Origin of the sequence: Vibrio sp. 1CM23M (assembly GCF_023161755.1) — a bacterium.
GTDB classification, from domain to species: domain Bacteria; phylum Pseudomonadota; class Gammaproteobacteria; order Enterobacterales; family Vibrionaceae; genus Vibrio; species Vibrio coralliirubri.
Map to the genome: position 1 here is coordinate 103,921 of NZ_JALNTR010000008.1, position 24,751 is coordinate 128,671.

27 protein-coding genes are annotated in these 24,751 nt (G+C 41.7%); 11 read left to right on the forward strand and 16 right to left on the reverse strand.

From position 1 onward, the window contains the following. Positions 1-18: 18 nt before the first annotated feature. Positions 19-609: a nucleoid occlusion factor SlmA gene (slmA, locus tag MSG35_RS19500; RefSeq protein ID WP_004741428.1), complete on the reverse strand. Its 591-nt coding sequence runs from the start codon at positions 607-609 to the stop codon at positions 19-21. A 139-nt stretch (positions 610-748) separates the two neighbouring features. Then, positions 749-1,990, reverse strand: a complete 1,242-nt coding sequence (coaBC, locus tag MSG35_RS19505) for a bifunctional phosphopantothenoylcysteine decarboxylase/phosphopantothenate--cysteine ligase CoaBC (RefSeq protein ID WP_248384800.1) — start codon at positions 1,988-1,990, stop codon at positions 749-751. A 224-nt stretch (positions 1,991-2,214) separates the two neighbouring features. On the opposite strand from coaBC, the gene radC reads away from it, so the two are divergent. The 6 genes from radC to MSG35_RS19535 all read left to right on the forward strand — a co-directional run bounded on the left by radC (position 2,215) and on the right by MSG35_RS19535 (position 6,235). Next, entirely contained in the window at positions 2,215-2,889 is a 675-nt protein-coding gene (gene radC, locus MSG35_RS19510) for a DNA repair protein RadC (RefSeq protein WP_048666236.1), read from the forward strand. A 291-nt stretch (positions 2,890-3,180) separates the two neighbouring features. Continuing rightward, the gene (rpmB, locus tag MSG35_RS19515; RefSeq protein WP_004728407.1) at positions 3,181-3,417 is read left to right on the forward strand and encodes a 50S ribosomal protein L28; all 237 of its coding nucleotides are present in this window, start codon (positions 3,181-3,183) and stop codon (positions 3,415-3,417) included. 13 nt (positions 3,418-3,430) lie between these two features. Next, positions 3,431-3,598, forward strand: a complete 168-nt coding sequence (rpmG, locus tag MSG35_RS19520) for a 50S ribosomal protein L33 (protein ID WP_002535344.1) — start codon at positions 3,431-3,433, stop codon at positions 3,596-3,598. Positions 3,599-3,801: 203 nt separating this feature from the next. Beyond that, the gene (locus MSG35_RS19525; protein ID WP_248384801.1) at positions 3,802-4,326 is read left to right on the forward strand and encodes a hypothetical protein; all 525 of its coding nucleotides are present in this window, start codon (positions 3,802-3,804) and stop codon (positions 4,324-4,326) included. A gap of 3 nt (positions 4,327-4,329) precedes the next feature. Further along, positions 4,330-5,139, forward strand: coding sequence for a bifunctional DNA-formamidopyrimidine glycosylase/DNA-(apurinic or apyrimidinic site) lyase (gene mutM / locus MSG35_RS19530; RefSeq protein ID WP_248384802.1), 810 nt, complete (start codon positions 4,330-4,332; stop codon positions 5,137-5,139). Positions 5,140-5,230: 91 nt separating this feature from the next. Beyond that, entirely contained in the window at positions 5,231-6,235 is a 1,005-nt protein-coding gene (locus MSG35_RS19535; RefSeq protein ID WP_248384803.1) for an NAD-dependent epimerase, read from the forward strand. 71 nt (positions 6,236-6,306) lie between these two features. On the opposite strand, the gene coaD is transcribed toward MSG35_RS19535, so the two are convergent. From coaD to MSG35_RS19555, 4 genes are read right to left on the reverse strand one after another with little or no spacing between them, the layout of a single operon-like run. Next, positions 6,307-6,789, reverse strand: a complete 483-nt coding sequence (gene coaD / locus MSG35_RS19540; protein ID WP_248384804.1) for a pantetheine-phosphate adenylyltransferase — start codon at positions 6,787-6,789, stop codon at positions 6,307-6,309. Between the two features lie 4 nt (positions 6,790-6,793). Beyond that, entirely contained in the window at positions 6,794-7,828 is a 1,035-nt protein-coding gene (locus MSG35_RS19545; protein ID WP_248384806.1) for a glycosyltransferase family 4 protein, read from the reverse strand. 8 nt (positions 7,829-7,836) lie between these two features. Next, on the reverse strand, positions 7,837-8,613 hold the full coding sequence (locus MSG35_RS19550; protein ID WP_248384807.1) for a glycosyltransferase family 2 protein: 777 nt from the start codon (positions 8,611-8,613) through the stop codon (positions 7,837-7,839). Positions 8,614-8,625: 12 nt separating this feature from the next. Then, entirely contained in the window at positions 8,626-9,660 is a 1,035-nt protein-coding gene (locus MSG35_RS19555; RefSeq protein ID WP_248384808.1) for a glycosyltransferase family 9 protein, read from the reverse strand. Positions 9,661-9,765: 105 nt separating this feature from the next. On the opposite strand from MSG35_RS19555, the gene MSG35_RS19560 reads away from it, so the two are divergent. Together MSG35_RS19560 and MSG35_RS19565 are read left to right on the forward strand one after the other, a co-directional pair. Then, positions 9,766-10,470, forward strand: coding sequence for a 3-deoxy-D-manno-octulosonic acid kinase (locus MSG35_RS19560; protein ID WP_248384809.1), 705 nt, complete (start codon positions 9,766-9,768; stop codon positions 10,468-10,470). Between the two features lie 49 nt (positions 10,471-10,519). Then, on the forward strand, positions 10,520-11,002 hold the full coding sequence (locus tag MSG35_RS19565) for a serine acetyltransferase (RefSeq protein WP_248384811.1): 483 nt from the start codon (positions 10,520-10,522) through the stop codon (positions 11,000-11,002). 154 nt (positions 11,003-11,156) lie between these two features. Here MSG35_RS19565 and MSG35_RS19570 read toward each other — a convergent pair whose 3' ends face one another. Genes MSG35_RS19570 through MSG35_RS19595 form a run of 6 tightly spaced genes read right to left on the reverse strand, consistent with a single transcriptional unit; the run spans position 11,157 to position 17,244 of the window. Beyond that, positions 11,157-12,194 carry a glycosyltransferase family 4 protein gene (locus tag MSG35_RS19570; RefSeq protein WP_248384812.1) on the reverse strand — a complete coding sequence of 346 codons (1,038 nt, stop codon included), beginning with the start codon at positions 12,192-12,194 and terminating at the stop codon, positions 11,157-11,159. A 3-nt stretch (positions 12,195-12,197) separates the two neighbouring features. Continuing rightward, entirely contained in the window at positions 12,198-13,460 is a 1,263-nt protein-coding gene (gene waaA / locus MSG35_RS19575) for a lipid IV(A) 3-deoxy-D-manno-octulosonic acid transferase (RefSeq protein ID WP_248384814.1), read from the reverse strand. A 2-nt stretch (positions 13,461-13,462) separates the two neighbouring features. Then, entirely contained in the window at positions 13,463-14,542 is a 1,080-nt protein-coding gene (waaF, locus tag MSG35_RS19580) for a lipopolysaccharide heptosyltransferase II (protein ID WP_248384815.1), read from the reverse strand. A 31-nt stretch (positions 14,543-14,573) separates the two neighbouring features. After that, positions 14,574-15,296: a glycosyltransferase family 2 protein gene (locus MSG35_RS19585; protein WP_248384817.1), complete on the reverse strand. Its 723-nt coding sequence runs from the start codon at positions 15,294-15,296 to the stop codon at positions 14,574-14,576. Further along, positions 15,293-16,870 (reverse strand): capsular biosynthesis protein, encoded by a 1,578-nt coding sequence (locus MSG35_RS19590; protein ID WP_248384818.1) that lies wholly within the window; start codon positions 16,868-16,870, stop codon positions 15,293-15,295. The genes MSG35_RS19585 and MSG35_RS19590 overlap by 4 nt, the downstream gene beginning before the upstream one ends. 2 nt (positions 16,871-16,872) lie before the next feature. After that, a complete protein-coding gene (locus MSG35_RS19595; protein WP_171367960.1) occupies positions 16,873-17,244 on the reverse strand; it encodes an HAD hydrolase family protein in 372 nt (123 codons plus the stop codon). A 77-nt stretch (positions 17,245-17,321) separates the two neighbouring features. Between MSG35_RS19595 and MSG35_RS19600 the strand changes: the two genes are divergently transcribed. Genes MSG35_RS19600 through MSG35_RS19610 form a run of 3 tightly spaced genes read left to right on the forward strand, consistent with a single transcriptional unit; the run spans position 17,322 to position 20,390 of the window. Beyond that, entirely contained in the window at positions 17,322-18,452 is a 1,131-nt protein-coding gene (locus MSG35_RS19600; RefSeq protein WP_248384819.1) for a glycosyltransferase, read from the forward strand. After that, positions 18,445-19,452: a WavE lipopolysaccharide synthesis family protein gene (locus MSG35_RS19605; protein ID WP_248384820.1), complete on the forward strand. Its 1,008-nt coding sequence runs from the start codon at positions 18,445-18,447 to the stop codon at positions 19,450-19,452. The genes MSG35_RS19600 and MSG35_RS19605 overlap by 8 nt, the downstream gene beginning before the upstream one ends. Then, positions 19,449-20,390, forward strand: coding sequence for a glycosyltransferase (locus MSG35_RS19610; protein WP_248384821.1), 942 nt, complete (start codon positions 19,449-19,451; stop codon positions 20,388-20,390). The genes MSG35_RS19605 and MSG35_RS19610 overlap by 4 nt, the downstream gene beginning before the upstream one ends. 10 nt (positions 20,391-20,400) lie before the next feature. On the opposite strand, the gene MSG35_RS19615 is transcribed toward MSG35_RS19610, so the two are convergent. The 4 genes from MSG35_RS19615 to rfaD form a co-directional block, all read right to left on the reverse strand. Further along, complete coding sequence (locus MSG35_RS19615; RefSeq protein ID WP_248384822.1) at positions 20,401-21,486, reverse strand: glycosyltransferase family 4 protein; 1,086 nt, start codon at positions 21,484-21,486, stop codon at positions 20,401-20,403. Further along, positions 21,483-22,664: an O-antigen ligase family protein gene (locus MSG35_RS19620; RefSeq protein ID WP_248384823.1), complete on the reverse strand. Its 1,182-nt coding sequence runs from the start codon at positions 22,662-22,664 to the stop codon at positions 21,483-21,485. Before MSG35_RS19620 ends, MSG35_RS19615 begins: the two co-directional genes overlap by 4 nt. A 19-nt stretch (positions 22,665-22,683) precedes the next feature. Continuing rightward, complete coding sequence (lpxM, locus tag MSG35_RS19625) at positions 22,684-23,640, reverse strand: lauroyl-Kdo(2)-lipid IV(A) myristoyltransferase (protein WP_248384824.1); 957 nt, start codon at positions 23,638-23,640, stop codon at positions 22,684-22,686. Positions 23,641-23,780: 140 nt separating this feature from the next. Beyond that, the gene (gene rfaD / locus MSG35_RS19630; protein ID WP_248384825.1) at positions 23,781-24,722 is read right to left on the reverse strand and encodes an ADP-glyceromanno-heptose 6-epimerase; all 942 of its coding nucleotides are present in this window, start codon (positions 24,720-24,722) and stop codon (positions 23,781-23,783) included. Positions 24,723-24,751 lie beyond the last annotated feature (29 nt).

Sequence of the window (24,751 nt, forward strand, 5' to 3'; positions counted from 1 at the left end):
TGCTACTTAATTTGATTGCTACTTAATCTGAGCGCTTAGCAGAGCCCAATAAGCATCAAAGTTTTCTGTCGGTTGATATTTGAAGTCTGAGCGAACAAATCGATTCAAGCTGCCTTCAACTTGACCGAGCAGCTGAGCGGCTAAGATTTTCTCATCAACCGGGAATGATTTCCCTTCACGAAGCTTTCTTTCACGCAGGATCTGGCGAAGTTGCGTCTCAATGCGTTCGAAAAGTTGATTAATGCGATCACGCAGGCGCTCATTTTCAAACATTAGAGCATGACCAGACAAAATTCGAGTCAGGCCTGGGTTACGTTCTGAGAAAACTAAGATGAGTTGTAGCACTAGACGTATGCGCTCTAGCGTGTCTTTCTCTTCATCCAGAATGCGGTTGATTCGAGACATCAACGCTTCTTCAATGAACTCGATCAGGCCTTCAAACATGCGGGCTTTGCTTGGGAAGTGGCGGTATAACGCAGCTTCAGAAACACCCACTTGCTTGGCCAACTTTACCGTTGTGATACGAGAAGCACCTTCGGTCGATTCCAACATTTGTGCGAGAGCTTGTAGGATTTCTTCACGACGGTTTGATTTTCGAGTACCAGCCATCTATTTACTTCCTTTCCTAAAGATGAGGATTGAGTGAAGAAGGATTATAAACACCATTCAATTCTGTTTCCTAGTTTTGTGAGCCCTAGGTCAACAGAATCGAGAGGTGTCAGCAGATTGTCAGAGCAAATTTGTGCGTTTATGCATCAATAAGCAGTTGGATCTGAGCGAGGATCTGGAAACCAAGTGTGTCTTTGCTTTCCAGTGGCAGAGATTTATCGCCGCCTTTCCAATAAAGGTGCAGCTCATTGCTACTGCTATTGAAGCCTTGCCCTTCGACAGAGACATCGTTGGCGCAAATCATGTCGAGGTTCTTTCTTTCCAATTTGCCGCGCGCGTATTTCTCTACATCTTGAGTTTCTGCTGCGAAGCCTACGGTAAATGGGCGGCCTTCCATCATTGAGGCAACAGAAGCGACAATGTCTGGGTTTTTAACCATTTGAATGGTCATGTCGTCTTTACCGTCGACCTTTTTAAGCTTTTGGTCTGCGATGATCTCAGGGCGGTAATCGGCAACCGCGGCGCAGCTGATGAAAATATCGTGTTGAGCCGCGTTGGCAGTAACGGCATCAAACATCTGTTGTGCGCTGTCGACATCAATACGATTAACTTTGTTTGGCGTCGCTAATGAAACAGGGCCACTGATTAGAGTGACTGTTGCGCCTTGTTTCGCGGCCGCTTCAGCCAGTGCATAGCCCATCTTGCCTGAGCTGTGGTTGGTAATGTAACGCACAGGGTCAATAGCTTCACGAGTCGGGCCTGCAGTAATAAGCACAGAACGGCCAGTAAGCGGCTTAGGTTGGAAGAAGTCTTCACAACGGTGCACGAGCTGCATTGGCTCTAGCATACGGCCCATACCGACATCACCACACGCTTGCTCGCCAGCTGCTGGCCCCCAGATTTCACAGCCACGACGTTTTAGCGTCGCGATGTTCTCTTGAGTCGCCGGGTGGCTGTACATCTGTTGGTTCATTGCCGGAGATACCGCAACTGGCGCATCGGTTGCTAAAACCAAAGTAGTCAGTAGGTCGTTACCCATGCCAGCTGTCATGCGAGCAATCAGATCTGCGGTTGCTGGCGCTAGTAATACCAAGTCAGCCCACTTTGCGAGCTCGATGTGCCCCATGGAAGCTTCAGCAGCAGGATCAAGCAAACTATCAGACACTGGCCTTCCAGAGACGGCTTGCATGGTGAGAGGAGTGATGAACTCCTTGGCTGCATTCGTCATCACGACTTGTACCTGCGCCCCTCGTTCAATTAAGCGTCGAGTCAGTTCGGCACACTTATACGCAGCAATACCACCACTAATGCCAAGGAGGATTTTTTTTCCAGCTAGGCCTTGTTGGTCAGCGTTATCCAGTTGATTAACCAATGTTTGCATGATTCTGTTCCTTAATTTCTCTGGGACTTACGATATCAGAACAAAGGATTAGTGCCTAGAAGCAGAATTCGAACAGACTTGATGCTCATCAAATTGGTGTTATCAAACTTATCAATTACACGGTTTTGCTAGCGACTCGTTTCCTTTTATCTCTATCGAAGGATCTCTGATTACGATCTCATTACGGTGATGGGTCGTGCACATGACTAGTGATTAGCCCTTATATGCCAATAGATAAAATACCTGCCGAATCGATGCCTAGAGAAAAGTTATTAAATAGAGGGCCTGACTCTTTGAGTGATGCGGAACTGCTCGCGATATTTCTGCGAACAGGGACACAAGGAATGAACGTGTTGGAACTCGCTGATAAGTTGATCAAAGACTTTGGCTCGCTCCGTCACCTTTTTTCAGCAACGCAGGAAGAGTTTTGTGCCCATAAAGGGATGGGTCAGGCCAAGTATGTTCAATTACAGGCTGTGTTAGAGATGACACAGCGCTATCTAGCAGAGACGTTATCTCGTGGAGATGCGCTCACGAGCCCAAGTCATACTAAGCTTTATCTTTCGAGCATGTTGCGTGATCGCCAGCGAGAAGCCTTCTATATATTGTTCCTCGATAACCAAAATAGGGTAATAAAGGACGAGGTGATGTTTGAAGGAACCATCGATGCCGCATCGGTTTACCCGCGGGAAGTGGTTAAACGGTCACTTCATCACAATGCGGCGGCATTAATCTTGGCTCATAACCATCCTTCAGGTGTTGCTGAGCCCAGCCAAGCGGATAGGCGGATTACACGCCGATTAACCGATGCATTAGCGCTGGTGGACATCCGAGTTCTCGACCATTTTGTCGTTGGAGATGGCGAAGTTGTCTCTTTTGCAGAGCGTGGATGGATTTGAATCACATTTTAGGTTGTTAGTTGCGTTAAATCTGCTATTATTCCGCCCACATTTTTAGACCTAAAATCAGCTCTGATTACTCAAGCAAGCTGCGCTGCACAAAAAAAGATCACGAAATCCGTAAAAAGGATCTGTTCGGGTCTTGAGCAATGCGTGTCAAGTTAGTATAATGCGCGACCTTTGATAGCCTTGTATGGATTTTCCATAACGGTTTTTACCTTCTATTTTAATTGATAGAGAGGTTCGGCCACCAAGGTTGATATCGAGCTGAAACGATTGGAGAAGACATTCATGTCCCGAGTATGCCAAGTAACTGGTAAGCGTCCAGTAACGGGTAACAACCGTTCACACGCACGCAATGCTACTAAGCGCCGTTTTCTGCCGAACCTACAAACTCATCGTTTCTGGGTAGAGAGCGAAAAACGTTTTGTTAAACTACGTCTAACTGCTAAAGGCATGCGTATCATTGATAAGAAAGGCATCGATGCTGTTCTTGTTGATATCCGTGCACGTGGCGAAAACGTTTAAGAGGAATTAAGCAATGGCTAAAGGCATTCGTGAGAAAATTCGTCTAGTATCTTCTGCAGGTACTGGTCACTTCTACACAACTGATAAGAACAAGCGTAACATGCCAGGCAAATTTGAGATCAAAAAGTTTGATCCAGTAGTTCGCCAACACGTTATGTACAAAGAAGCTAAAATCAAGTAATTGATGCTTTTTTTGCTCTTCTTCAGTAGAAGAAAGAATTGAAAAACCCAGTTTAATCGCTGGGTTTTTTTATATCTAAAATTTGAGTAACTCAATTGTTCATGCGTGATATAGCGCCTGATAGAGAGAAAACTGCACAACATAGAAAGTATTGCCACTTTCACGATATACTGAATGTTCATAGGTTAGATGAGCAAAATCAGATGAGATATCGTGGACGCCGGTGGAACAACATACTCATGTTCAGTGTGATCGCTTTTATTGGCGTGTTAAACCTTCCAACATTGATCAAAGCGTACCTTATCGAACCTGAACCGCAGGTTGATAGCCCTTATCCTTATCTCCTGAACCCAAAAGCAGAGCTTCAAGCGTTGCACTTTGCTAAGTGGTCTGTCATTCAACAAGACAATCAATGGGTTTACCAGTTCAAAGGTACAGACTTCCCTCAAACCACCAATGCACAAGAGTTGTCACAACGTTGGAAAGAGCTAGTGGGCACGGAAGTCGACTCACAGACCTACACAGACCTTACGCCTCGGTTAAAGACACCACACACCATCGAAGTATGGTATCAAGACCAAGAAGAGCCCCAGCGTATTACCTATTATCAACTGCCTGAGTTCTGGTTGTTAAAAAACTGGAATGATCAGTGGTTGGCGGTGTCTATTGAAGAGAGCTACCTGTTTCCAAGCTTTAACGCTAACCACTCCTCTACATCGGACGACTAGATTATGCCTGAATTACCCGAAGTCGAAGTAAGCCGCATGGGGATCTCGCCTCATTTAGTCGGCGAAACCATTAAAACGCTTACCTTTCGCACGCCGAAGCTGCGTTGGGATATCCCACAAGAGCTAAAAGCATTAGAAGGGCAGGTGATACGCTCTATCTCACGCCGTGCAAAGTACCTATTGATTGAAACGGATACAGGCACTGCCATAGTGCACCTTGGTATGTCGGGCTCACTACGCGTATTAGATGCCGATTTCCCGGCAGCAAAGCACGATCACGTGGATCTTAAGCTCACCAACGGCAAAGTGCTGCGTTATAACGACCCTCGCCGCTTTGGTGCGTGGCTATGGTCGGCGCCTGATGAAATTCATTCTGTGTTACTGGGATCTGGTCCTGAGCCGCTCACTGACGAATTCAATGCCGACTACATAGCCGAGAAGGCAGAAAAACGTAAAGTCGCCGTTAAGCAATTCATTATGGACAACAAAGTGGTGGTGGGTGTCGGGAATATCTACGCCAATGAAGCGCTATTTGCTTCACGTATTAGCCCTTTGCGCCCGGCAAGTAAAGTGACAAAAGAAGAGTGGGTCTTGTTGACCCAAGAGATCAAACAAGTGCTCGCTACCGCCATCAAGCAAGGCGGTACTACCCTAAAAGATTTCGCACAAGCAGATGGCAAGCCGGGGTATTTTGCTCAAGAACTGCAAGTTTATGGCAAAGCAGGCGAAAAGTGCCCTAACTGTAAAGCTCTAATCCAAGAGTTAAAAATAGGGCAGCGGAATACGTTCTTTTGTGAAGAGTGCCAAGTTTAAAAAAACTGAACTTACGTTCACTTTTTACTGCTAGTAGATATGCGGGCTAGTCGCTACAATTACATTAATGATATGAATTGAGAATAGTAGAATGAAATATTTAGTAACTGGCGTTGCCGGCTTTATCGGCTCCGCAGTGTCAGAGCGACTATGTGCGGCAGGACATGAGGTTATCGGTATTGATAACTTGAATGACTACTACGAAGTCTCTTTAAAACATGACCGACTAAAACGCATTGAACATGAAAACCTGACCTTTATCGAGCTGGATCTTGCTGATAGAGAAGGAATGGCTTCGCTGTTTGCTGAGCAAAAGTTTGACCGTGTGATTCATTTAGCAGCGCAAGCTGGCGTTCGTTACTCAATTGATAACCCAATGGCGTATGCTGACAGCAACCTTGTTGGCCACTTGGCTATTCTAGAAGGTTGTCGTCATAACAAAGTTGAACACCTCGTTTACGCTTCATCGAGCTCTGTTTATGGCTTGAATCAAAAAATGCCATTCCACACAGCAGACAGTGTTGATCACCCGATCTCACTATACGCAGCGACCAAGAAGTCGAATGAGCTGATGGCACATACCTATTCTCATTTATATGACGTACCAACGACAGGCCTTCGCTTCTTTACGGTTTATGGCCCCTGGAGCCGCCCTGATATGGCGATGTTTAAGTTTGCGAACTTAATCGTGGCGGGCAAAGAGATCGACATCTATAACAATGGCGATATGATGCGCGACTTTACCTACATCGATGATATCGTTGAAGGTATTATCCGTGTTCAAGATCGTATTCCAGCTAAGCAACCAGATTGGACAGTAGAGCAAGGTTCACCAGCAACCAGTTCTGCGCCGTATCGCGTATTTAATATCGGCCATGGTAGCCCCGTTAAATTGATGGATTACATAGAAGCATTAGAAGGTGCTCTAGGTGTTGAAGCGAAAAAGAACTTCATGCCAATGCAACCAGGTGATGTGTACGCGACTTACGCTGATACGGAAGATTTGTTTGAAGCGGTTGGCTATAAGCCTCAAGTGAAGATCCAAGAAGGCGCGAAAGCTTTCGCGGATTGGTATAAAGCCTATTACTCGCTGTAGTAATTGATCGCTTCGAATTAAAAATAGCGCTAATGAGCGCTATTTTTGTTTTTCGGAGTAGATAAAGAGAATTACGTGGCTGTTTTTATTGTGATTTCGTCTGCTACTTTTTGTGGCACAAACTGACTAATATCCCCGCCGTGTATAGCGACTTCACGAACAATGGTTGAAGAGAGGAAAGCATATTCTTCTGAAGGAGTAAGGAACACGCTTTCAAGGCCGGGGAGGAGCCTTCGATACATATTAGTTAAGCCGAACTCATATTCAAAATCTACCGTAGTACGTAAGCCACGTATAAGTATGTTAGCTTGCTCTTGCTTAGCAAAGTCAACCATTAAACCAGAGAAACCTTTGACTGTAACATTAGGCATATCTGCGGTGACATCTGTCACTAGATTCACACGTTCTTTCAAGGTAAACAAAGTGTTTTTACTTGGACTTGCAGCTATCGCAATAATGATCTCATCAAACATCTTCGTTGCACGCTCAATGAGATCAAGGTGCCCGTTAGTTATAGGATCAAAAGTACCTGGGTAAATAACTTTCTTCTTCATTGAGTTACTCTTTTCTTAGGTTTGCGTATAGTTGTTCATAACGTTGGGCTGTGTACTCAATACGGAAAGTATTGAGTTTTAGCTTTGCGCCATGGAGGATTGAATTGCGAAGTCGCTCGTTATTTTTTGTATCTAGAATAGCTTGAGCTAATTGATCTGCATTCCCGGGTTCAATCAATAAACCTGACTTACCATGGTCAATAATATCTGGAATACCACCGGCTTTACTGGCTGCTACTGGCAACCCTGCGTCAAGAGCTTCGAGAATCACTGAGCCAAGTCCTTCTGAGTATGACGGGTGAACGAGCATATCCGCAGCTGCGAACCAGTCACCCATTTGCTCTTGTTTTCCGACGAAACTAATATTTTCCAATCCGTGGGCTCTTTCCTCTAATTCACGTCGGACTTTCCCATCACCAAGCAAAGCAAAATGGATACTTGAGTCCTGTTTAGAGAGAGTTCTGGCTGCCTCTACTGTTACATCGAAGCCTTTGTGTTCGAGCATATTTGCGGCATGGATGACTAAATAGTTACCTGCAAACTGTTGGCGGATGATATTTATATTCTGTTCATTGCTGGGGTAACGTACAGGAGAGCTAGGGATACATTCCACCGGTTTATTCGGAAATACGGATTTGATTCGCGATACTATCTCCCGACTCAGTCCAACAAGAGCATCTGCTTTCTCGTACGCTAAGTTAGAAAGCCATTTCTTCTTGAGCGGGTTGTCGATTCGGCGTGTGATTATATAAGGGATGTTGAAGAGTAAATGTTGAATCAGAGCCCAATAAATAGCACGACCTTCATGAACATGGATAACCTGAGAGTCTTGAGTAATAGAGCGCTGATGTTTGAATAAATAATGCTTGGTTAAAATACAGTTGCACCCCAGTTCTTGCACTGCTTTAGCGAAAGGGCTTTTAGGGTTAGCGACAACCGTTAGCTCATATCCCAGTTTAAGTTGCTGTTTTATGAGTTGAAGTGTTTGATTCTCACCGCCATGGTACCCTGAAGCTAGATTAACGTGACATATTTTCATAGTGGTTGTTACTCAACTCTCTTCTTCATGTAATCTCGTAGCCATAGGTCAGCATAGCGTGTAAATGTTGTATTTGCGCTAAGTAGGGCTAGTAATAACCCATGTCTGCCGTCAAGAAATCCGCGTTTGATAATATACATTTTGAAAAATCGGAAAAAACCATGACTGATTGCACCACTCAGTGATACCGATTTTTTCCCTTCTCGTTGATCTGCCCAAGCTTCCATATAGTGTTGAGTTTTTCGGACGTAATTCGGCATAGAGTCAATTGTATAGTGAAATAGGTCACCATCTAATTGCTTGACTTTAAAACCCTCTGGCACAATGACTGATTCATGCACTAGGACGTCATTATATTGTGTGGCTAGCCTTGGGTAGAGGCGAGTTACTCGGTCAGGGTACCACCCTGAGTGACGAATAAATTTGCCAAAAGCTTCAGTTAAGCGGTTAATTTTATATACTGATTTACCATCATCTGTCTTTACTGCATGAAGAATAGATGCTTTAAGTTCAGGAGAAACCTCTTCATCAGAATCTAGTGGGAGAACCCAATCACTGTTCATCAAACTTTGCGCTTTTTGTCGCTGGGGACCAAAACCAAGCCAGTCTTGGTGATAGACAGAATCGGTATATTTTCTTGCGATATCCAAGGTACCGTCAGTACTACCTGAGTCCAAAATCACGATTTCATCCACCCAGCTTGAAACGGAAGACAAGGTCTTTTCCAGGTGTTGTTCTGCATTTTTGACGATCATAAGAACGCCGATACTCACATGAGTTGCCATATCAGTTTTCGCTCAACTTACGTTTTTGTTTAAGGTGCTATCTAGCTTTTCCTTTACTGATTCAAAAGCAATAGCTTCCATAAGTGTATCACCTTTGGCTCGAGTTCCCCATGAAGCTGATTTAGATTGATTTTTAATATGGCTATCGTAGGACGTTACAACGAGGTCGAGGCTATTATATGGTCCTGTTCGTTCAGGGTTACTATGCGCGTAAAGTCCAATTACGGGTGTACCTTGTGTTGTGGCCATATGAGCGGGGCCGGAGTCAGGGGCTACTACGATGCGAGCTTTAGCGAGCACTGCGATAAATTGCTTGAGATTTGTTTGGCCTATTAAATTGTTAACCGGTGATGTACATAAAGCTTCAATCTTTTGTCCCAATAACACCTCTCTCTCTGAGGGAGAACCGCATAGAGTAATATTTAAACCTCTTCTATGAGCGTAGTCGATTAGCTGAACATACCTATCTGTCAACCAGTTACGTTCATCCTTACTCGCAGAAGGACATATCACCAATGTATTGCTGGGTATATTCTCTTTTGCAAAATCTAATTCTTGCTGTTTCAAGGGAATATTCCATTGTGGTTCATCAAACGGGACACCGATATAGCGTGCGAATTCTGCAAAGTTGTCTAGAACATGGAAAGCACTGGTTTTTGGTAAGTGTTTGTTAGTGAAGAAATATTGCCCTTCTCTAGTTCGGTTGCGACTAAATCCTACCTTATACTTAGCTTTTATACCGAGAGAAAGTACGCTTGCTCTAAGAGCAGCTTGCATATGTAAAAGGCAATCAAAGCGGGTATTTGACAATTCCTTCCAAACATTTCGCATTCCAGCAAAGCCCTGCTGTTTATCGAAGACGACTACCTTAAGGTTTGGTAGGTCTTGAATGAGTTGAGCTTCCACTTTACCTGTGACCCAAGTTATTTCAGTAGTAGGCCAGTGCTGCTGAATAGCTTGTATTACCGAGATAGCATGACAAACGTCTCCAATTGCAGAAAGACGGAGCACACATAAGTTTTTTGGGGCAGAAGAAAATAGAGCCATAATGGACTTCAATCAGAAACGACTAATACGAATTATGCAGACACGGGGAATAAATGTAAAATATTCAGGTTATTTAGTCAGTATCTTTAATTGGTGGTTTATAAAATGATTAAGCAATCTCTTCTAGAAAATCAGGTTATATGGTTCGAGAGTCGACTGATTGATGAAGCATCGCCGCAATTTTTTGAGCCTGACTTTTGGAAGGTTCAAGATAAAGTGATCGGTAGTGCTCAAGGCAGAGGCACGACTTGGTTTGTTAATTTAGGTAATATTCAAGCTGCTCTACGCCATTATCGCCGCGGTGGCTTGTTTGGAAGATTGGTAGAAGATCGTTACCGCTTTTCTAGTTGGAACAAAACACGTTGTTATGAAGAAATGATGATCTTGGATAAGCTTTATAGAGCCAATGTCAATGTGCCCAGACCCTTAGCCGCCAGCGCTGTGAAAACTGGTTGGACTTATCAAGCCGATATTTTAGTTGAAAAAATCCCAGGAGCTAAAGATTTGGTCGCTATCCTTAAAGACAAGGAGTTAACTAAGGAGCTTTATCAAGATATTGGAAAGATGATCGCTAAAATGCATCAAGAACAAGTTAACCATACCGATCTCAATATCCATAATATTCTATTGGATCAATCGAATTCCGTGTGGATTATTGACTTTGATAAGTGCCGTGTAGAATCTGGCGATAAGTGGAAAAATGATAACTTGAAGCGATTACTTAGGTCATTTAAGAAAGAACAGGTGAAAGAAAGAATTAACTGGAACGAAAAAGAGTGGCAATATTTGCTAGATGGATATAATCGCTAGTCAAATTGAGCCCGAAATTCAACAAATAACTGCTAAGTAGAATCTTATAATGCTTAAAAATATATTAAAGATCATGGGTTTATCTTGGTCTATGCTTTTGACGGGGACCCCAAGTCAGCTACTAGAAAAAAGAATTTCTCTTATGCGGCTGTACCGCTCTATCCATTTAGATTGGATTGCACGAAAAATTCAAAGGAAAGTGTATAAAAAACATCATTGTGATATCTCAAGAAAAGCTGTCATTGGTGATGGGTTCATTATTGGTCATGCCGTCGGTATAGTGATTGGTGGTGGCTCAGTCATTGGAAATAATGTGAGAGTTTTTCAGAATGTGACTTTAGGTGGAGCGCATAGAGATAGACTAGGCATGCCTACAGTAGGAAATGACGTGATCATATACTCTGGTGTGGTGGCTGTTGGCGACATAAAAATTGGAAATAATGTCATTATCGGAGCAAACGCAGTTGTAACTAAAGATGTACCGGATAATACAACCGTCGTGGGTCACAACAAATTCATAGAAATGGTGTGAGTTTTAGCAAGCTAATTATCTTGTCATTTTAGCTATAGGTTCACGTTTAGCGATTATAAAACTCCTCCATCAACACTGATCTAAAATCAGCGTGAGCCCTAAAACCGGAAGAATAGTAGTGGCTTACACTATTGTTACTATTCTTCCGTTTATTTTAGTGTTTGGCTAAATGTTTATCAATTGCAGCTAAAGAGCGTGTTGCGTAGTCTATATCATCATAGGTTGCCGATTTACGTGCAGCTTCAACTAAGCTTTGATAAGTATCACGGTTTTCCGCTAATTGAAGTATGCGTTCTGAAAACCAATCTACATCTACAGAAGGGTTTATCCAGTCTTCAAACTCTTCACTTAATATCTCGTGAGCTCCGACGTTTTGCGTCGTAATGACAGGAGTGCCCATAGCGAGCGCTTCTGCTACTACCATGCCAAACTCCTCTAACTTAGCCGGATAGACAAAGATATCTAATGAGCTTAGCCAGAACTCTGGTTTAGAGTTACTCGGTTTGTAGCGAAATTGCTTTAGGGATAGCGTCGGATGCTGACATAATTCTTTGGGGATTCTTTTAGCACCAAGGACAAAGAATGCAATGTCGCCTCTTTCTTCGGCGACCTTTTGGCAAATGTCTAAAAATTCCTTTAATCCACGTTTTTCAAAGTTCCCAGAAGTAATAAAGCCAATGACTTTTTTATAATCTTCTAGGTTTAGAGCTTTTATTGCACGGTTTCTATATTGCGTTTTGGTTTCTAGGTTGAATTTTTGATGATTGTAGCCAGGGTGAATAACAGATATCCGGTCATCTGGGACTCCGAGGTGGACCATCACATTTTTTGCGCATTGTGAGGGAGTGAATATATGATTTTCACTCTGCCTAAGCCATCCTGTGTAACTATTTTCATCGTGTTCAATATTCGTTAATGGAACGTTGTGGATGAAGGTGAGGTCGGCGTTTCGAAGACTGCCTTCATGATCAATAATAGCTGTGTTTTTGGGGGCTTTAACTACCAATCTATCGTTGACGACTTTCGCCTTTTTGGCTATTTGTAAATGTTTAAACCAAAGAGTCCCCCAGCCTTTTTGACAAGTTAACTCAAAAGTTTTACCTAACTTTTTCAATCTCTTTGCTTGCATGACAATGAGCTGGCCTGCACCACTAGAGGTAAATATTTTTCTTCTGTAAATTACTAGTTTCATCAATCAAACCTCTATCATGCCAATTGTTTTTTTGAGAGCCCCTTGATTCTGCTTTACTACACTTAGTGCGTTGGTTCCCATCTGAACACTCTTAGCTGGAGAATCAATTAAACCGAGTATATGGATACTAAGCTCATCGTGTGATTTTATAACTTGGAGCGCTTCAACTTGTATAAGTTGCTGTGCAATATCTGAAAAATTAAAATAACTTGGACCTGTTAGACAAGGCTTTTTTAGTGCAGCAGGCTCAATGAAGTTATGACCTCCGACTTTACCACCCAGTAAACTTCCTCCCATAAAACAAATATCACTTGCGGAAATCAGAGTCATCATCTCTCCCATAGTGTCTGCTAAGTAGACGTTTGTATGGTTACTATAGAGTTTATCGTTTGTTCTTCTTGTTACATTCATTCCTGAATTTTTGCAAAGCGACTCTACGTCATTGAACCTTTCTGGGTGACGAGGAACTAGAACTAAAAGGGCATTCGGTCTCTTTTGTAAAATCAATTGATGCGCAGCAAGGATAATTTCATCTTCACCCTTGTGAGTGCTAGCTGCAATCCATACTGGACGATCTTTCCCTAGTTGCTTACGCAAAGAGTTACCTTCATCAACCGTTTTCTGTGATACATCGATATCAAATTTAATCGAGCCAGTTACATTAATTCGCTCTTTTTGAATACCGAGCCTTATAAATCGGTCCGCATCACCTTGGTATTGGCAAAGTAACGCTGTGATATTTTTTGATAGCAAATTAAAAACATATTGGAATCTTCGATACCTTAGGCAGGAGCGCTCGGAAAGGCGAGCATTGATTACAATAATTGGAATACCAAGCTTCGCCACTTGATGTAGCGTGTTTGGCCACAGCTCAGTTTCAATGATTATCATTTTCGAAGGCTGCACGGATTTTAGAAAGCCGCTTATACACCAAGGGAAATCTATGGGCATGTAGCGGTGTGTGACTAAATCACCGAGTTTATCTATTTGCGCAGCACCAGTACTCGTTGTTGTGGTAACTACAATCTCACGTTGTGGGTTCAGAGCTTTTAGTTCTCGGATGATTGGAGTTGCTGCGATAGATTCGCCTACTGATACCGCGTGGATCCAAATAGAATCGACTCTATCGGTTTTTGGGGTCTGCCCCCAATGCTCTTTCCAGCGAGACCCAAATTTGGGCTTTCCAGGCTTGTTCTTGTACAGAGAAAGCAATAGAAAAGGTGCAACTAACGCTAGTAGGAGCGTATAGATAAAGCGAATCGCCATAATTACGAGTTTACTTTGGAAGTTGTGATAATCGTTTCTAGCCTTTGTTTACTCAGCTCTTGAATTGCATGATTAACTTTTTCTGGCTTTAGCTCAGTCAAGCATTTTAAATGCTCATAGGGGCATTCACGCTTGAAACAAGGACGGCATTCTATTTCAGTATGTACAACGGTGCTGCGTTTCGCTAATGGTGGAGTATAACTGGGTGAAGTAGAGCCGTAGACACCTACAACATCACAGCCGGCAGCACAAGCGACATGCATTAACCCTGAGTCATTACTGACGACAGTCTGACAGCATGCTAATAGATCAACGGCCTCGATTAAGCTTGTTTTTCCCGCTAGGTCGAAGACATGCTCTCTTAATGGCTCGGGGATGTGTGAAATGATTTCCTGAGTCGTAGCACTGTCTTTTGCTGAACCAAATAACCAAACTTGTGCCCCTTTCTTTATTTGAGCGGATGCAACTTCTGCATAATGCGCTGTTGGCCATTGTTTTGCTGGACCAAACTCAGCTCCAGGGCATAGACCTACAGTTGTGCGTTTAGTTTTTAAGTTAAACTTTTCGACAGCAAGCTTCTGTGATTTTTTGTCTATATAGAGATTAGGTTTGGGTAGCTTTTCTAACCCGCCAAGTGCTTCCGAGCCCGTCATTTTTTCTTTTGGGTAGGCTAGTGCAGCATAGCGTTCAGTCATGAATTGGAAGGACTTTTTGTTTGGTCTAATATCATTCAAAAGACCGAAGCGCATTTCTCCCTTCCACCCTGTTCTGACAGGAATTTTGGCAAACCATGGAATTAAGGCCGATTTTGCTGAGTTGGGTAGTACGTAGGCCTCATCGTATTTTCCTTGCAAAGATTTCCCAAGGGAACGGCGCTCTGAGAGTTTGAAATCGCCATGACTAAAAGGTAAAGACAGAGCTTTATTTACTTCGGGCATACGTTCTAGTATTGGCCGACACCACGCTGGAGCCATCACATCTATGACAGCATCAGGTTTTTGTTGTTTGAGAGTGCTATAAAGGCATTGAGACATGACCATATCTCCAACCCAAGATGGGCCAATGACTAAAATTCGTTTCATCGATGTGCTACTTCTTATTCTTTGATTGATACTATTTTTGCTCTAAAAACTCGTAGTATTCATCGGGAACACCACAAAAGATAACCTCGTTGCGGTCTATTAAGTGGTAATGGATATTCTTGTTTCTCTGAATCAAATAGTTATAAAGAGGAGCGACATAGAGTTCTCCCTTATCCCATTGCTCTACAGGCAAAGATAGATAGTGAAGGTAACTATCTCGATAGTCTCTCAGTGACGAAAACTGGTATAGCCCTGTGCAGCACAAATCAGAAATACGTCTTTTTTCTGCGGTTTCAATTACCTTGGTAGTTTTACTGGATACAGGGCGAGCATAAGACCAATTATCCCCTTCACCTGAAAAAACCTCTAGATAGCCATCCCATTGCCCCATCGAAGCCGGATAGTTAAAGCCGGGTCTAAAAGTATCAATATTAAAAATTGTGATAGGTTCATGATCATTACAGTGTTGACTACCTAAATATACTGTCTCTGCTTGGCCCCTCGTTTCCTCGTTCAAAATCTTAATTTCATAAGACACTATACCTAGAGAGGTTGCCTGCTGAGCCACAAACTGAGGAGTGTCCTGAACATCACGAACAATAAATAGGAAATGCTCGGAAGAGAAGTAGTCTTTAAAACTGTTGATTGCGTGAGCGAATAATGTACAACCATGTGCTTCAAGCATGTATTTAGGCTGCTTAAAACCAGCTTTAAAGAAACGAGAACTCAGCCCCGCCATTGGAATTATGATCATTTCTTGTTCTCTAGCATTAGGTAATAGAGTCTGTAGGCGTTAGCCATCAGAGCATCTTGTCGTTCTGGATCATCACTATGTAATGGAAGCATAGATAAAAACAGTTGAATTTGCATTGCATACAATGCTGATTCTGACAAAGCGTAGTGTTTAGTTAATGCATCAATAAACATCTGTTGGATACTGGTTAAATGTTCGGTATCAGCAAGAGAAAAGTTTATTCGATAATCATGAGTATCAACTTGATAATAGCCAGCGATGATCCAATCGTATAATCCGATAACAGAATGACATATTTTTGCTATGTCATATTGGATGTGTCCGTAGATGCTTTGGATATTACTCGAGGTAATTCCTCTCGGGTCGATTACTTTGATTCGATCTTTTCGGAAGTCGTAAAGTGTATTGCTAAAACAAAAATCGCCATGCATTAAGCTTGGTTGTTGGCCTTTGGGTATATCATCCAGAGTGGATTCATAAAGTGCTTTTAAACTCAAAGAGGCTTTGCCGTTAAAGCGCCACGGGAGTTCCCAGTCGTAGCTTCTATCTTGACAAAACTGTTGCAGCCGTTGTTCTGTTTTACCAGAAAATAGAGTGTCTAAGGAGTCAATTGCTGCGTCAAGGGGGGCTCTTTCCTCCTGACATGCAGATAGAAAAGAAAGCATCTGATCTAAGATCTGCTTCCAAGCCATCTCTGGGAGGTGAGCAAATACAAATAGCTCATTAAGAGCGATGTTGTATAAATATTCAAGACGATAAGCAGTTCGTTTATCGACTTTTGTTTCTCCAAGGTACTGTGGGGCAAAATGTTTTAGCGAGCTCGGAAGTGTCTTGAACCAGTTAGACTCAGCTGCGATTTTATTATCTTTTGAGCTACTTTTTTCAATCCAATCAGCAGTAATCGTGAGTTCGTTAAACGCTCGCTGTGTTGTGTAGAGCGCTTTCGAGCGATAATAGGTGTTGATATGACCGAAGTCTAACCAATCATCACATTGGCAAGTTTGGATGCCATTGATATCATGATAAAGGCTTAGGGCTTGTAAAAAGTTCCAATGTGTTTGGCTCAGGCAGCGAATTAAGGTCCTTGGTGAGGCAAAATTAAAGTAACCACTAACGACTTGGCTATGTGCACCAATGTTAGCGCCTTCAGTATCAAGCCATTCAGGTTTTCCTTCATCAACGGTTGCCCAATTGTATGTGCTATCCGTTTTTGATATTGACACAACATCTTGTGTACTCGGTGGAGTTATTAGAGTATCACCATATAGAATGCTTAGATCAGTATCAAAAGAATGCTCAATGAGAGCTAAAGCAGCCATCAAAGATTCACCCAATGATAGGTTGTCAGGAAGTGGCAATAGGGTGACGTTATGTTCTTCTAACCACAAACGATCAAATTCCTGTACCGGGTAAGATTTAGGTACAGATAAATAGATACTCTTTCCTTGCGGAACCTTTGCAACTTGATGTTGAAACAGACGTCGATTACCCAGAGGCAGAAAAGCGGGTGGAATCGAACCAAACTCGGCTCTTAGATCTTGACCAACATAGGCTGCAGACATAATTAAGAACAAGATTAGCGCTCCTCATCAAGCAGATTATAGATCTCATCTAATGACATTTTTCGAAACTCAGATGGACGAATCGCTTTGTCATCGATGTAGAAGCCCTCGTGACCACACCATGGCTTACCAACTAAGATTTCATCATAAGGTACATCATGTTTATCTAGCCATTCAGTAATTATAGGTAAAGTGTGAATGTTTATTTTACCTACATTACCCTCGTAAGTGCGCATATTTCTTGCTGTTGAAATAGTAATACTAAAGCCTTTAGCTCTGTATTCTCGTAGGCGTGAGATAACCTCTAAATCTGGAGATACATTTCTATAATCAGAGGTGTCGGCAGTTGTTATGGTGCCGTCTAGGTCAACAATTAGTCTTTTCATCATAGGCAAAGTATATGTTAGAGGAGAAGATATGTTAGCATTTAGACGTATGTATTTATAGTAAATGAGACCTATAAATGAACACGAAGAAGATAGCGTTTGTGTTAAGTGGTAATTACCACACGAGTTTATACCTTGTGACCTGTGATGTAGTTAAAGAGTTACGTCAAGATGGTTGGCAAGTTGATTATGTTTTTATTGAACGCCCTGAGGAAGATTTAAAGGACAACGATCAGTACGTTGACATCCATGGTCTTAGTAACCAAAGTCAACGTAGTTTGTCTGGCTTTAAGTTTCGGCTCTTAAAGTACATCTTTGGAAGACATATCTATCAGTTTTTGTGTAGCCGATACTTCAGTCGACAGCTGGACTCACACTTGAAAGGTTATGATGCTGTAATAGTTCATGGCTCAATATTTATTAGTTTTAGCTCTATGTCTTTACCGCACTATGGTGTTTTGCATAGCTGTAAGTACGATAACTTCTTAGGAAGAAGGAAAGGACTATCGAAAGTTTTTCATCAGCTAGCCTACCGGTCTGTATACAGTGACAAAAAATTGTTAGCTGTATCTAACTCTGTAAAAGCCGACATGTTAGACAAGATGAGAGCGACGCCAACTAGCCTTGAAACCATTTATAATGGATTTGATTTTTCTGATTTAGCGAGGCGTGCTGAAACTGGTTTTACAGAGAGAGTTCCTGATAAGTTCATTATGGCCGCGGGACGTCCAGATCGAACAAAGCGTTTTGACGTATTAATCCGAGCTTATGCTAAAACGAAGAGAACTCATAAATTGGTGATCTTTGGTGAAGGGCGCAAACTAAAGGAGCTTAAACAATTAGCGAAGCAGTTAGGTGTCATTGACGATATCGTCTTTTGGGGGTTCTGTAAAAACTTGTTACCTTATTATAAAAGGGCCAGTGCCTATATTTTAAGCTCTGATATTGAAGGTTTACCGACTGTTGTAGTTGAAAGTTTGGCGTTAAACACCCCTGTAGTGGCAACGGATGTTGGTGGTGTTGATGAGCTACTTTCTGGTCGATTATCTGAATGGATCGTTCCTAAAGGAGATGTTGACAGTCTTGCTAACAAAATCGATTTAGTGCTGGAGCACCCTCCGAAAGTAGGGCCAGACGACATTTCATTTTTATCAAACCAAGTGGTTAGCAGACGCTACTCTAAACTGATCGAGAAACTTTGTGATTGATTTTAAAGATATAACTGTTGTGGTTCAGGGGCCTGTACAAAATTTTAATGACCGCCCGCAAGAGCCTAATATTACGATTAAATGCTTAAATTCAGTCCGGGAGCATCTACCTGGCGCGCAAATAATCCTCTCTACTTGGCCTGAACAAGATCTCACGGGGTTAGACTTTGATGAGTTGGTCATCTCTTTAGACCCAGGTAGTAATAGCCGTAACTACACGTTAAAAGGTGAACCTCAGAAGTATAATAATAACCGTCAAATTGTATCTTCTGTTGAAGGATTGAAAAGAGTCAAGACTAAATATGCTCTAAAACTTCGTAGTGATAACTATCTAACCTCTAATCACTTTGTAGAGTTGCAGCAAAAGTACTTGAAGCGTGCTGGTGTCGACGCATTTCTTGAAGAGCGTGTTGTGGTTTGTGACGTTTTTTCTAGGAAGTATGCCAAAGGTTATCCAGTTGCTTATCATATAAGTGATTTCTTTTACTTTGGGTTAACCAAAGATGTTCTCTCTTTATGGAACTTTCCGTTATTCAAAGACTTTGAACCGTCAATAAGCCAGCCGATTAGTCCCGGTTATCCAAATTTTATTATAGACTGTACGCAGGCATTGTTTCTTGCTGCTCTCAAACAATTTGATTCATCAATTCGACTTGAGCATTTATTGGATCGTAGCCATAGAGCAATTGAACGTTCCAATCAAATTATTGCAAATAACCTGGTTGTCGCACCCGCTAGTGACTTGGGGCTCGGGTTATGCTTGAAGTTCTTAGGCAAAGCTAGAGTGTCGAGAGTTTCTGGAAAGGTTGCACACATTCAGTTCTTTGAGTGGGAACTCTTGTATAAACGTTATTGCGATCGCGATTATAAAATTGCTAAGTACTATGGGACAAAATTTGGGGTTTTCTTACTACGCTGCATACATGTATTCCCAACTAGGTTTGAAACAGCTAGCAAGTTAAAAAAGAGAAAGAAAAAATATAGTAAGGCTTCGCAATGAAAAAAATACTAGATGATGTTGTTGTCGCGCTGTTTACTTATAACCAAGATGAATATACAAAAGACTCTATCCTGTCGATATTTAACCAAACAGTATGGCCTAAAAAGTTAATGATCTTTGATGACGGTTCAAGTGATTGCACCGAAGAAGTTATTAAAGAAGCTTTAAAAGATAAGCCAATTGGGTTGGATGTGGAGGTGGAAATTAGCCTTAGAAACTCTGGACTGGCAACTCAAATAAATAAACTTCGAGGGCAATTTAGTCAAACACTTATCGTCACTCAGCATTGTGACGATATTGCAGTTCCTACACGCATCGAAGAGCAATACAAGCTATGGAAATCTGAACAAAAACCAACGCTGATTTTAAGTCAATTTGATTGTATTGATGAAGATTCTAATGTTGTATCGGGAAGAGATACTTCAGAAAAGTTTAACTTTGATGTGGACACGCTGATTAAACGAAAAATCATGCCATCAGGATGCTCAATGGCTATAGATAGCTCTTTGTTCAATGACTTCCCTCCGATTGATGCAAGGGTTATTAATGAAGACAGAATTTTTTTGTTTAGAAGTCTCCTGAAAGGAAAGGCTATAAAAATAATGAGTTCACTAATTTTGTATCGCCATGAAGTGGGTAATAGCACACTTAAAATGGAGACAAAGAGCACTTTTATATCATCTTGGCGAACTATATTACTTAGGGAGTCTTATGACTTGCCTATGATTATAAAAGATTGTGGACATGCTGGCGCCCATGAATATATCCCTAAGCTTATCACTCGACAGAAGTATATTGGTTTACTACTCAATTTATTCAATGCTAAGTACGATACTAAAATGGAAGCTTGGCTTGCGTTCTTTTCTGCTAAGCTTCCGTATCGACTAGTCTCTGGCTATAGACATAAGGTTAGGGGGTATTTTAAGAGCATTAAGTGAGGTTAGAGGCTTAAAATAGTGATTTGAAAAAACTAATGTGTTGCTCTGCTGTTGCCTGAGTGGAGAATTCGTCACGAATTCTTCCCTTAGCTTTTTCCCCCATGTCAATTCGTTTGGTTTTGTCTTGACTTAGAAAACGAATTTTTTCGGCGATCGCAGTGCTGTCTTTAACTGGTACAACAAATCCTGATTCGCCATCTAAAAGGAGTTCTTTACCACCCCCAGTCGTTGTAACTATTGATGGGACGCCCATTGCCATTGCTTCAATGATCGTTTTAGGTAACCCCTCTCCACTGATCGATGGTTGGATTTGGATGTCGCTTGCTGCTAGCAGCTCTGGGACATCCTTTCGGTAACCTAAAAAGTGAATACGTTCTGCCATACCGCTTTTTTCTGACAGTAATAGATTTTCGGGTGTATCCATATCTCTCCCAACGAGAGCTAGGTGTAGATTCGGGATATCACGGAGTTGGCGCATGCTGTCTAGAAGTATGTGTACTCCTTTACTTGGTCGTGCATTAGCAATACAAATTACAATAATTGAATCTTTGGAAATACTTAATTGAGCAAGGTCTGCAGGCTTAGCTTGGTACCAACTCATGTCATGACCTTTATAAATGGTTTCGACATTGTCTTTGATTTTCCAAACTCGTTTTTTTACGTCATCAGCTACTGCTTGGGCTACACAGCTAATTCCATTTACTCTTGGGTGTAGGTGCGTTAGATAAGCTGATGGATCATGACGGTAGAGTCCACCAACTGTCCCCCGGTATGTCACTAGTTTGGTCTTTTTAAACCCGATACAAGCAAATGCTGCATTTGGTATGGTCTTAGAGTTCATCGCATAGACGATGTCATATGTTTGATTTTTTAACTCCGTACGTAGGACTTTTATTGCAGATAAACAAATCTTTTTCTTTGGATAACAGTCAATGATCTTTATGTCACAATCTTTGAAGCGGCTAACGTAGTCAGCGTCTCCTTGAGTTACAATCGTAATATTATGTCCAAGACGTGACATTTCAATGAACATCTCTGCTTCAGGTCTAACGCTATTCCATGCATCTTTATAGGAGCTAAAAATTAAAATGTTCATATTAGTTCGTCTTTATTTTTTGGTTTGAAAGAGAGCTGATCATTGCATAACGGAATTATCAACATCATATACATTAAAGTCGTCTCTGCGTACCAAAGTGGTGAATCAGTTAAGCAAGCTATAAAATAGAAGGCGACTAAAGAAAAGATTAAACTACTTTTTTCATTTCTTTTGGTTGCAGCGTAATATAGTGGTACTAAAAACAACATCACTGTAAAAATTAATCCAATAATCCCCATTTTCGCAAAGTTTTCAAAAAATTGGTTATGATACTGATCTGGATTGAATTTAGCTAAACTTGGTTCAACTAACCCTTCATCAACTAAATTTAAAAATACTTTTTTGTGTTCAGAGCCGACACCAACCCAGAGGTTGCGTTTACCAATTTCTGTTGCTGCTTCCCACATTTGAAACCTAAGACCGATCGATGTTCCGTAATCACCTCTTTGAATCGCAGCGTATTCTCTCTCCGTTCTCTCATACCTTTCGGTCACCTGGTCTTGAAATATAAAAGATACAGAAAAGAAGACAATGAGCATTGCCCCTAAAATCCGCCAACGTTTTTTTTGTGTTCTGAGGTAAAAAAAGAGCAAAATCGAGAGTGCACATAATAGAGCTAACCAAATTCCCCTTGTCTCTGAAATTAGTATACTGCTAATTGATAGTAGTGTGGTCGCGATAGGTAGTAATTTCTTTGTCTCTATAAATTGATAAAGAGCAAGGACAGCTATAGTACCACAGAGAGTCGAGTATGGTATTGCATTGAGAAGAAGGTCCCCTCGGTGTGTACCTAAGTACAGCAAGTGATAGCTTATAAAAGCTGTAAGGACAATCGAGCCTATAAATGACATCCACATTAAGGAGCGCTGATTGAGCAACTTTAGAGGAAAAATAATCATAAGCAGTGATACGGACAATGCAGCTCGAAGCATGCTTGGGCTTGCGCTCTGCAATAAGTATTTTAGAGATATGAAAGCAGTAAATAGTAGAAAGATCCAAAATGTATAATTAGATAAGTTCTGCTTTATGCTGTGCTTTGATACAACAGCTAGACTTGCAAAGATAGAGATAAGGGCCACAACGACCATATTCTTTTCACCGCCAGGTAAGATTGCGATGAAGATGAATAAATAAAAATAAGGGAGTAGTATTAAACTATTAATAATATTGTTTTTCATTAATAAAGCTCGTTCGAATCTATACTGCATAGGGGTTTTTATCTATGTCTGGGCGAGTTTTTAATAAACGTAATATCCACATATATTGCTCTGGCTTTTTGCTCACGTAATCTTCAATGCATTGATTCATCATGCGTGCGTCCTGTTCTTCACTGCCTGTGGGGAATGGTAGAGCAGGGTAGAAGTCCAGGGTGTATTGGCCAGTGTTACTGTCGTATTGAGCAAACAAAGGAACTATTTTAGCCTTGCTCAATTTTGATAGACGCCCAAGACCCGAAATTGTTGCTTTTTGAGTTGCGAAGAAGTCTACAAAGACACTGTGTTCACGGCCAAGATCTTCATCAGGGAGGTAGTAACCAAGGTACCCATCACGTACTGACTTGATGAAAGGTTTGATACCACCACTGCGATCATAAACACGACCGCCGTATTGCACGCGCTGTCGGTGCATTAGCCAGTCACTGAGTTTGTTTTTTTGTGCTTTCGCCATCGCAGACACAGGTAAATTGCGTGAAGCTAATAATACCGCTGGGATATCGATGGCCCATGTGTGTGGTACCAGCAAGATCACATTCTCGCCACTGTCTGTAATATCGGTTAGATTGCTCAGGCCGTTTATCGAGGTGTTATTTTCTAACCAATCTTTGCTTTTTAGTGTTAGAGATGCAAACCCCATCAAAAATGAGATAGATGTAACGTATGACTGATAGAGAGTTTCTTCGCGCTGTTCTACAGATTGCTCCGGGAAACACATCTCAAGGTTTACGCGAGCTCGGCGGTTAGCCTTATTCTTGATTTTTACAGCTTGCTTAGCCATAAACTTAGCTAATACTAAACGAATGCTATTAGGTAAGAAGCAGACTAAAGACGATAACAGAACAGCAATCCAAGTGCCCCAGTATTTAGGTGCTAGAAATCCCCATTCAAACTCAGGATTGTAAGCTTTTGGATCAAAATCATTACGTTGTGTGGTCATTCGTTCACTACATTATTTAAATCAGAGAGTTAACTTTATATCGGTCACTCAGGGAATGATTATGTTTACTAGATTATCTATTAATGCACCGCAAAAAGAGGATGCACTAATAGTCTTAATCTGAAATATAAAGCTTACAGCTATGCGTTTACGAGCTTCATGTAATGAGCAACGCCTTGCGCTACCGTTTTAAATGCAATATTACAACCAGCGGCGCGAAGTTTTGTCAGGTCAGCTTGAGTAAACTCTTGGTAAGCACCTTTTAGATGTTCAGGGAAAGGAATCGTTTCGATTTCACCTTTACCATGGTGCTTAATTACTGCTTTTGCAACTTCATCAAAAGACTCAGCATTGCCGGTGCCTAGGTTGAAAATGCCTGAAACTCCGCTTTCTAAGAACCATAGGTTTACTGCTGCAACATCACCGACATACACGAAATCACGCTGGAATGTTTCGCTACCCGCGAACAGTTTAGGGTTTTCACCAGCATTCATTTGGTTGTTTAGGTGGAAAGCAACAGAAGCCATGCTGCCTTTGTGTTGCTCTCGTGGACCGTAAACATTGAAGTAACGGAAACCAGTAATTTGAGGTAACGTCTCGTTATGTGCTGCAGCATCCGCGGTTAAGCGACGAACATAGTTATCAAATTGTTGTTTAGAGTAACCGTAGACATTTAATGCTCCTTCATACTCTTTTTCTTCGATGAAAGTCTCTGTCTCACCGTAAATGGCAGCTGAAGAGGCATATAGGAAGGGGATTTCACGCTCAACACAGTAATGCAATAATTCTTTTGAGTACTCATAGTTGTTAAGCATCATGTATTTACCATCCCACTCGGTCGTTGCCGAACAAGCACCTTCATGGAAAATAGCTTCAATAGGGCCGAAATCATCGCCAGCCATAACTTGAGTTAGGAAGTCGTCGCGATCCATGTAGTCAGTGATGTCTAGGTCTACAAGGTTCTTGAACTTTTTACCGTTCTTGAGGTTGTCGACAACTAGAATATCGTTGTGGCCTGCGTCATTGAGTGCTTTAACGATATTGCTGCCGATCATACCTGCGCCGCCAGTTACGATAATCATATTTCTTCTACTCTTTTGAATACAAAACT

Coding starts and splice junctions, on each gene's coding strand:
- slmA (WP_004741428.1), bottom strand. CDS start 609: ATGGCTGGTACTCGAAAATCAAACCGTCGTGAAGAAATCCTACAAGCT.
- coaBC (WP_248384800.1), bottom strand. CDS start 1,990: ATGCAAACATTGGTTAATCAACTGGATAACGCTGACCAACAAGGCCTA.
- radC (WP_048666236.1), top strand. CDS start 2,215: ATGCCAATAGATAAAATACCTGCCGAATCGATGCCTAGAGAAAAGTTA.
- rpmB (WP_004728407.1), top strand. CDS start 3,181: ATGTCCCGAGTATGCCAAGTAACTGGTAAGCGTCCAGTAACGGGTAAC.
- rpmG (WP_002535344.1), top strand. CDS start 3,431: ATGGCTAAAGGCATTCGTGAGAAAATTCGTCTAGTATCTTCTGCAGGT.
- MSG35_RS19525 (WP_248384801.1), top strand. CDS start 3,802: ATGAGATATCGTGGACGCCGGTGGAACAACATACTCATGTTCAGTGTG.
- mutM (WP_248384802.1), top strand. CDS start 4,330: ATGCCTGAATTACCCGAAGTCGAAGTAAGCCGCATGGGGATCTCGCCT.
- MSG35_RS19535 (WP_248384803.1), top strand. CDS start 5,231: ATGAAATATTTAGTAACTGGCGTTGCCGGCTTTATCGGCTCCGCAGTG.
- coaD (WP_248384804.1), bottom strand. CDS start 6,789: ATGAAGAAGAAAGTTATTTACCCAGGTACTTTTGATCCTATAACTAAC.
- MSG35_RS19545 (WP_248384806.1), bottom strand. CDS start 7,828: ATGAAAATATGTCACGTTAATCTAGCTTCAGGGTACCATGGCGGTGAG.
- MSG35_RS19550 (WP_248384807.1), bottom strand. CDS start 8,613: ATGGCAACTCATGTGAGTATCGGCGTTCTTATGATCGTCAAAAATGCA.
- MSG35_RS19555 (WP_248384808.1), bottom strand. CDS start 9,660: ATGGCTCTATTTTCTTCTGCCCCAAAAAACTTATGTGTGCTCCGTCTT.
- MSG35_RS19560 (WP_248384809.1), top strand. CDS start 9,766: ATGATTAAGCAATCTCTTCTAGAAAATCAGGTTATATGGTTCGAGAGT.
- MSG35_RS19565 (WP_248384811.1), top strand. CDS start 10,520: ATGCTTAAAAATATATTAAAGATCATGGGTTTATCTTGGTCTATGCTT.
- MSG35_RS19570 (WP_248384812.1), bottom strand. CDS start 12,194: ATGAAACTAGTAATTTACAGAAGAAAAATATTTACCTCTAGTGGTGCA.
- waaA (WP_248384814.1), bottom strand. CDS start 13,460: ATGGCGATTCGCTTTATCTATACGCTCCTACTAGCGTTAGTTGCACCT.
- waaF (WP_248384815.1), bottom strand. CDS start 14,542: ATGAAACGAATTTTAGTCATTGGCCCATCTTGGGTTGGAGATATGGTC.
- MSG35_RS19585 (WP_248384817.1), bottom strand. CDS start 15,296: ATGATCATAATTCCAATGGCGGGGCTGAGTTCTCGTTTCTTTAAAGCT.
- MSG35_RS19595 (WP_171367960.1), bottom strand. CDS start 17,244: ATGAAAAGACTAATTGTTGACCTAGACGGCACCATAACAACTGCCGAC.
- MSG35_RS19600 (WP_248384819.1), top strand. CDS start 17,322: ATGAACACGAAGAAGATAGCGTTTGTGTTAAGTGGTAATTACCACACG.
- MSG35_RS19610 (WP_248384821.1), top strand. CDS start 19,449: ATGAAAAAAATACTAGATGATGTTGTTGTCGCGCTGTTTACTTATAAC.
- MSG35_RS19615 (WP_248384822.1), bottom strand. CDS start 21,486: ATGAACATTTTAATTTTTAGCTCCTATAAAGATGCATGGAATAGCGTT.
- MSG35_RS19620 (WP_248384823.1), bottom strand. CDS start 22,664: ATGAAAAACAATATTATTAATAGTTTAATACTACTCCCTTATTTTTAT.
- lpxM (WP_248384824.1), bottom strand. CDS start 23,640: ATGACCACACAACGTAATGATTTTGATCCAAAAGCTTACAATCCTGAG.
- rfaD (WP_248384825.1), bottom strand. CDS start 24,722: ATGATTATCGTAACTGGCGGCGCAGGTATGATCGGCAGCAATATCGTT.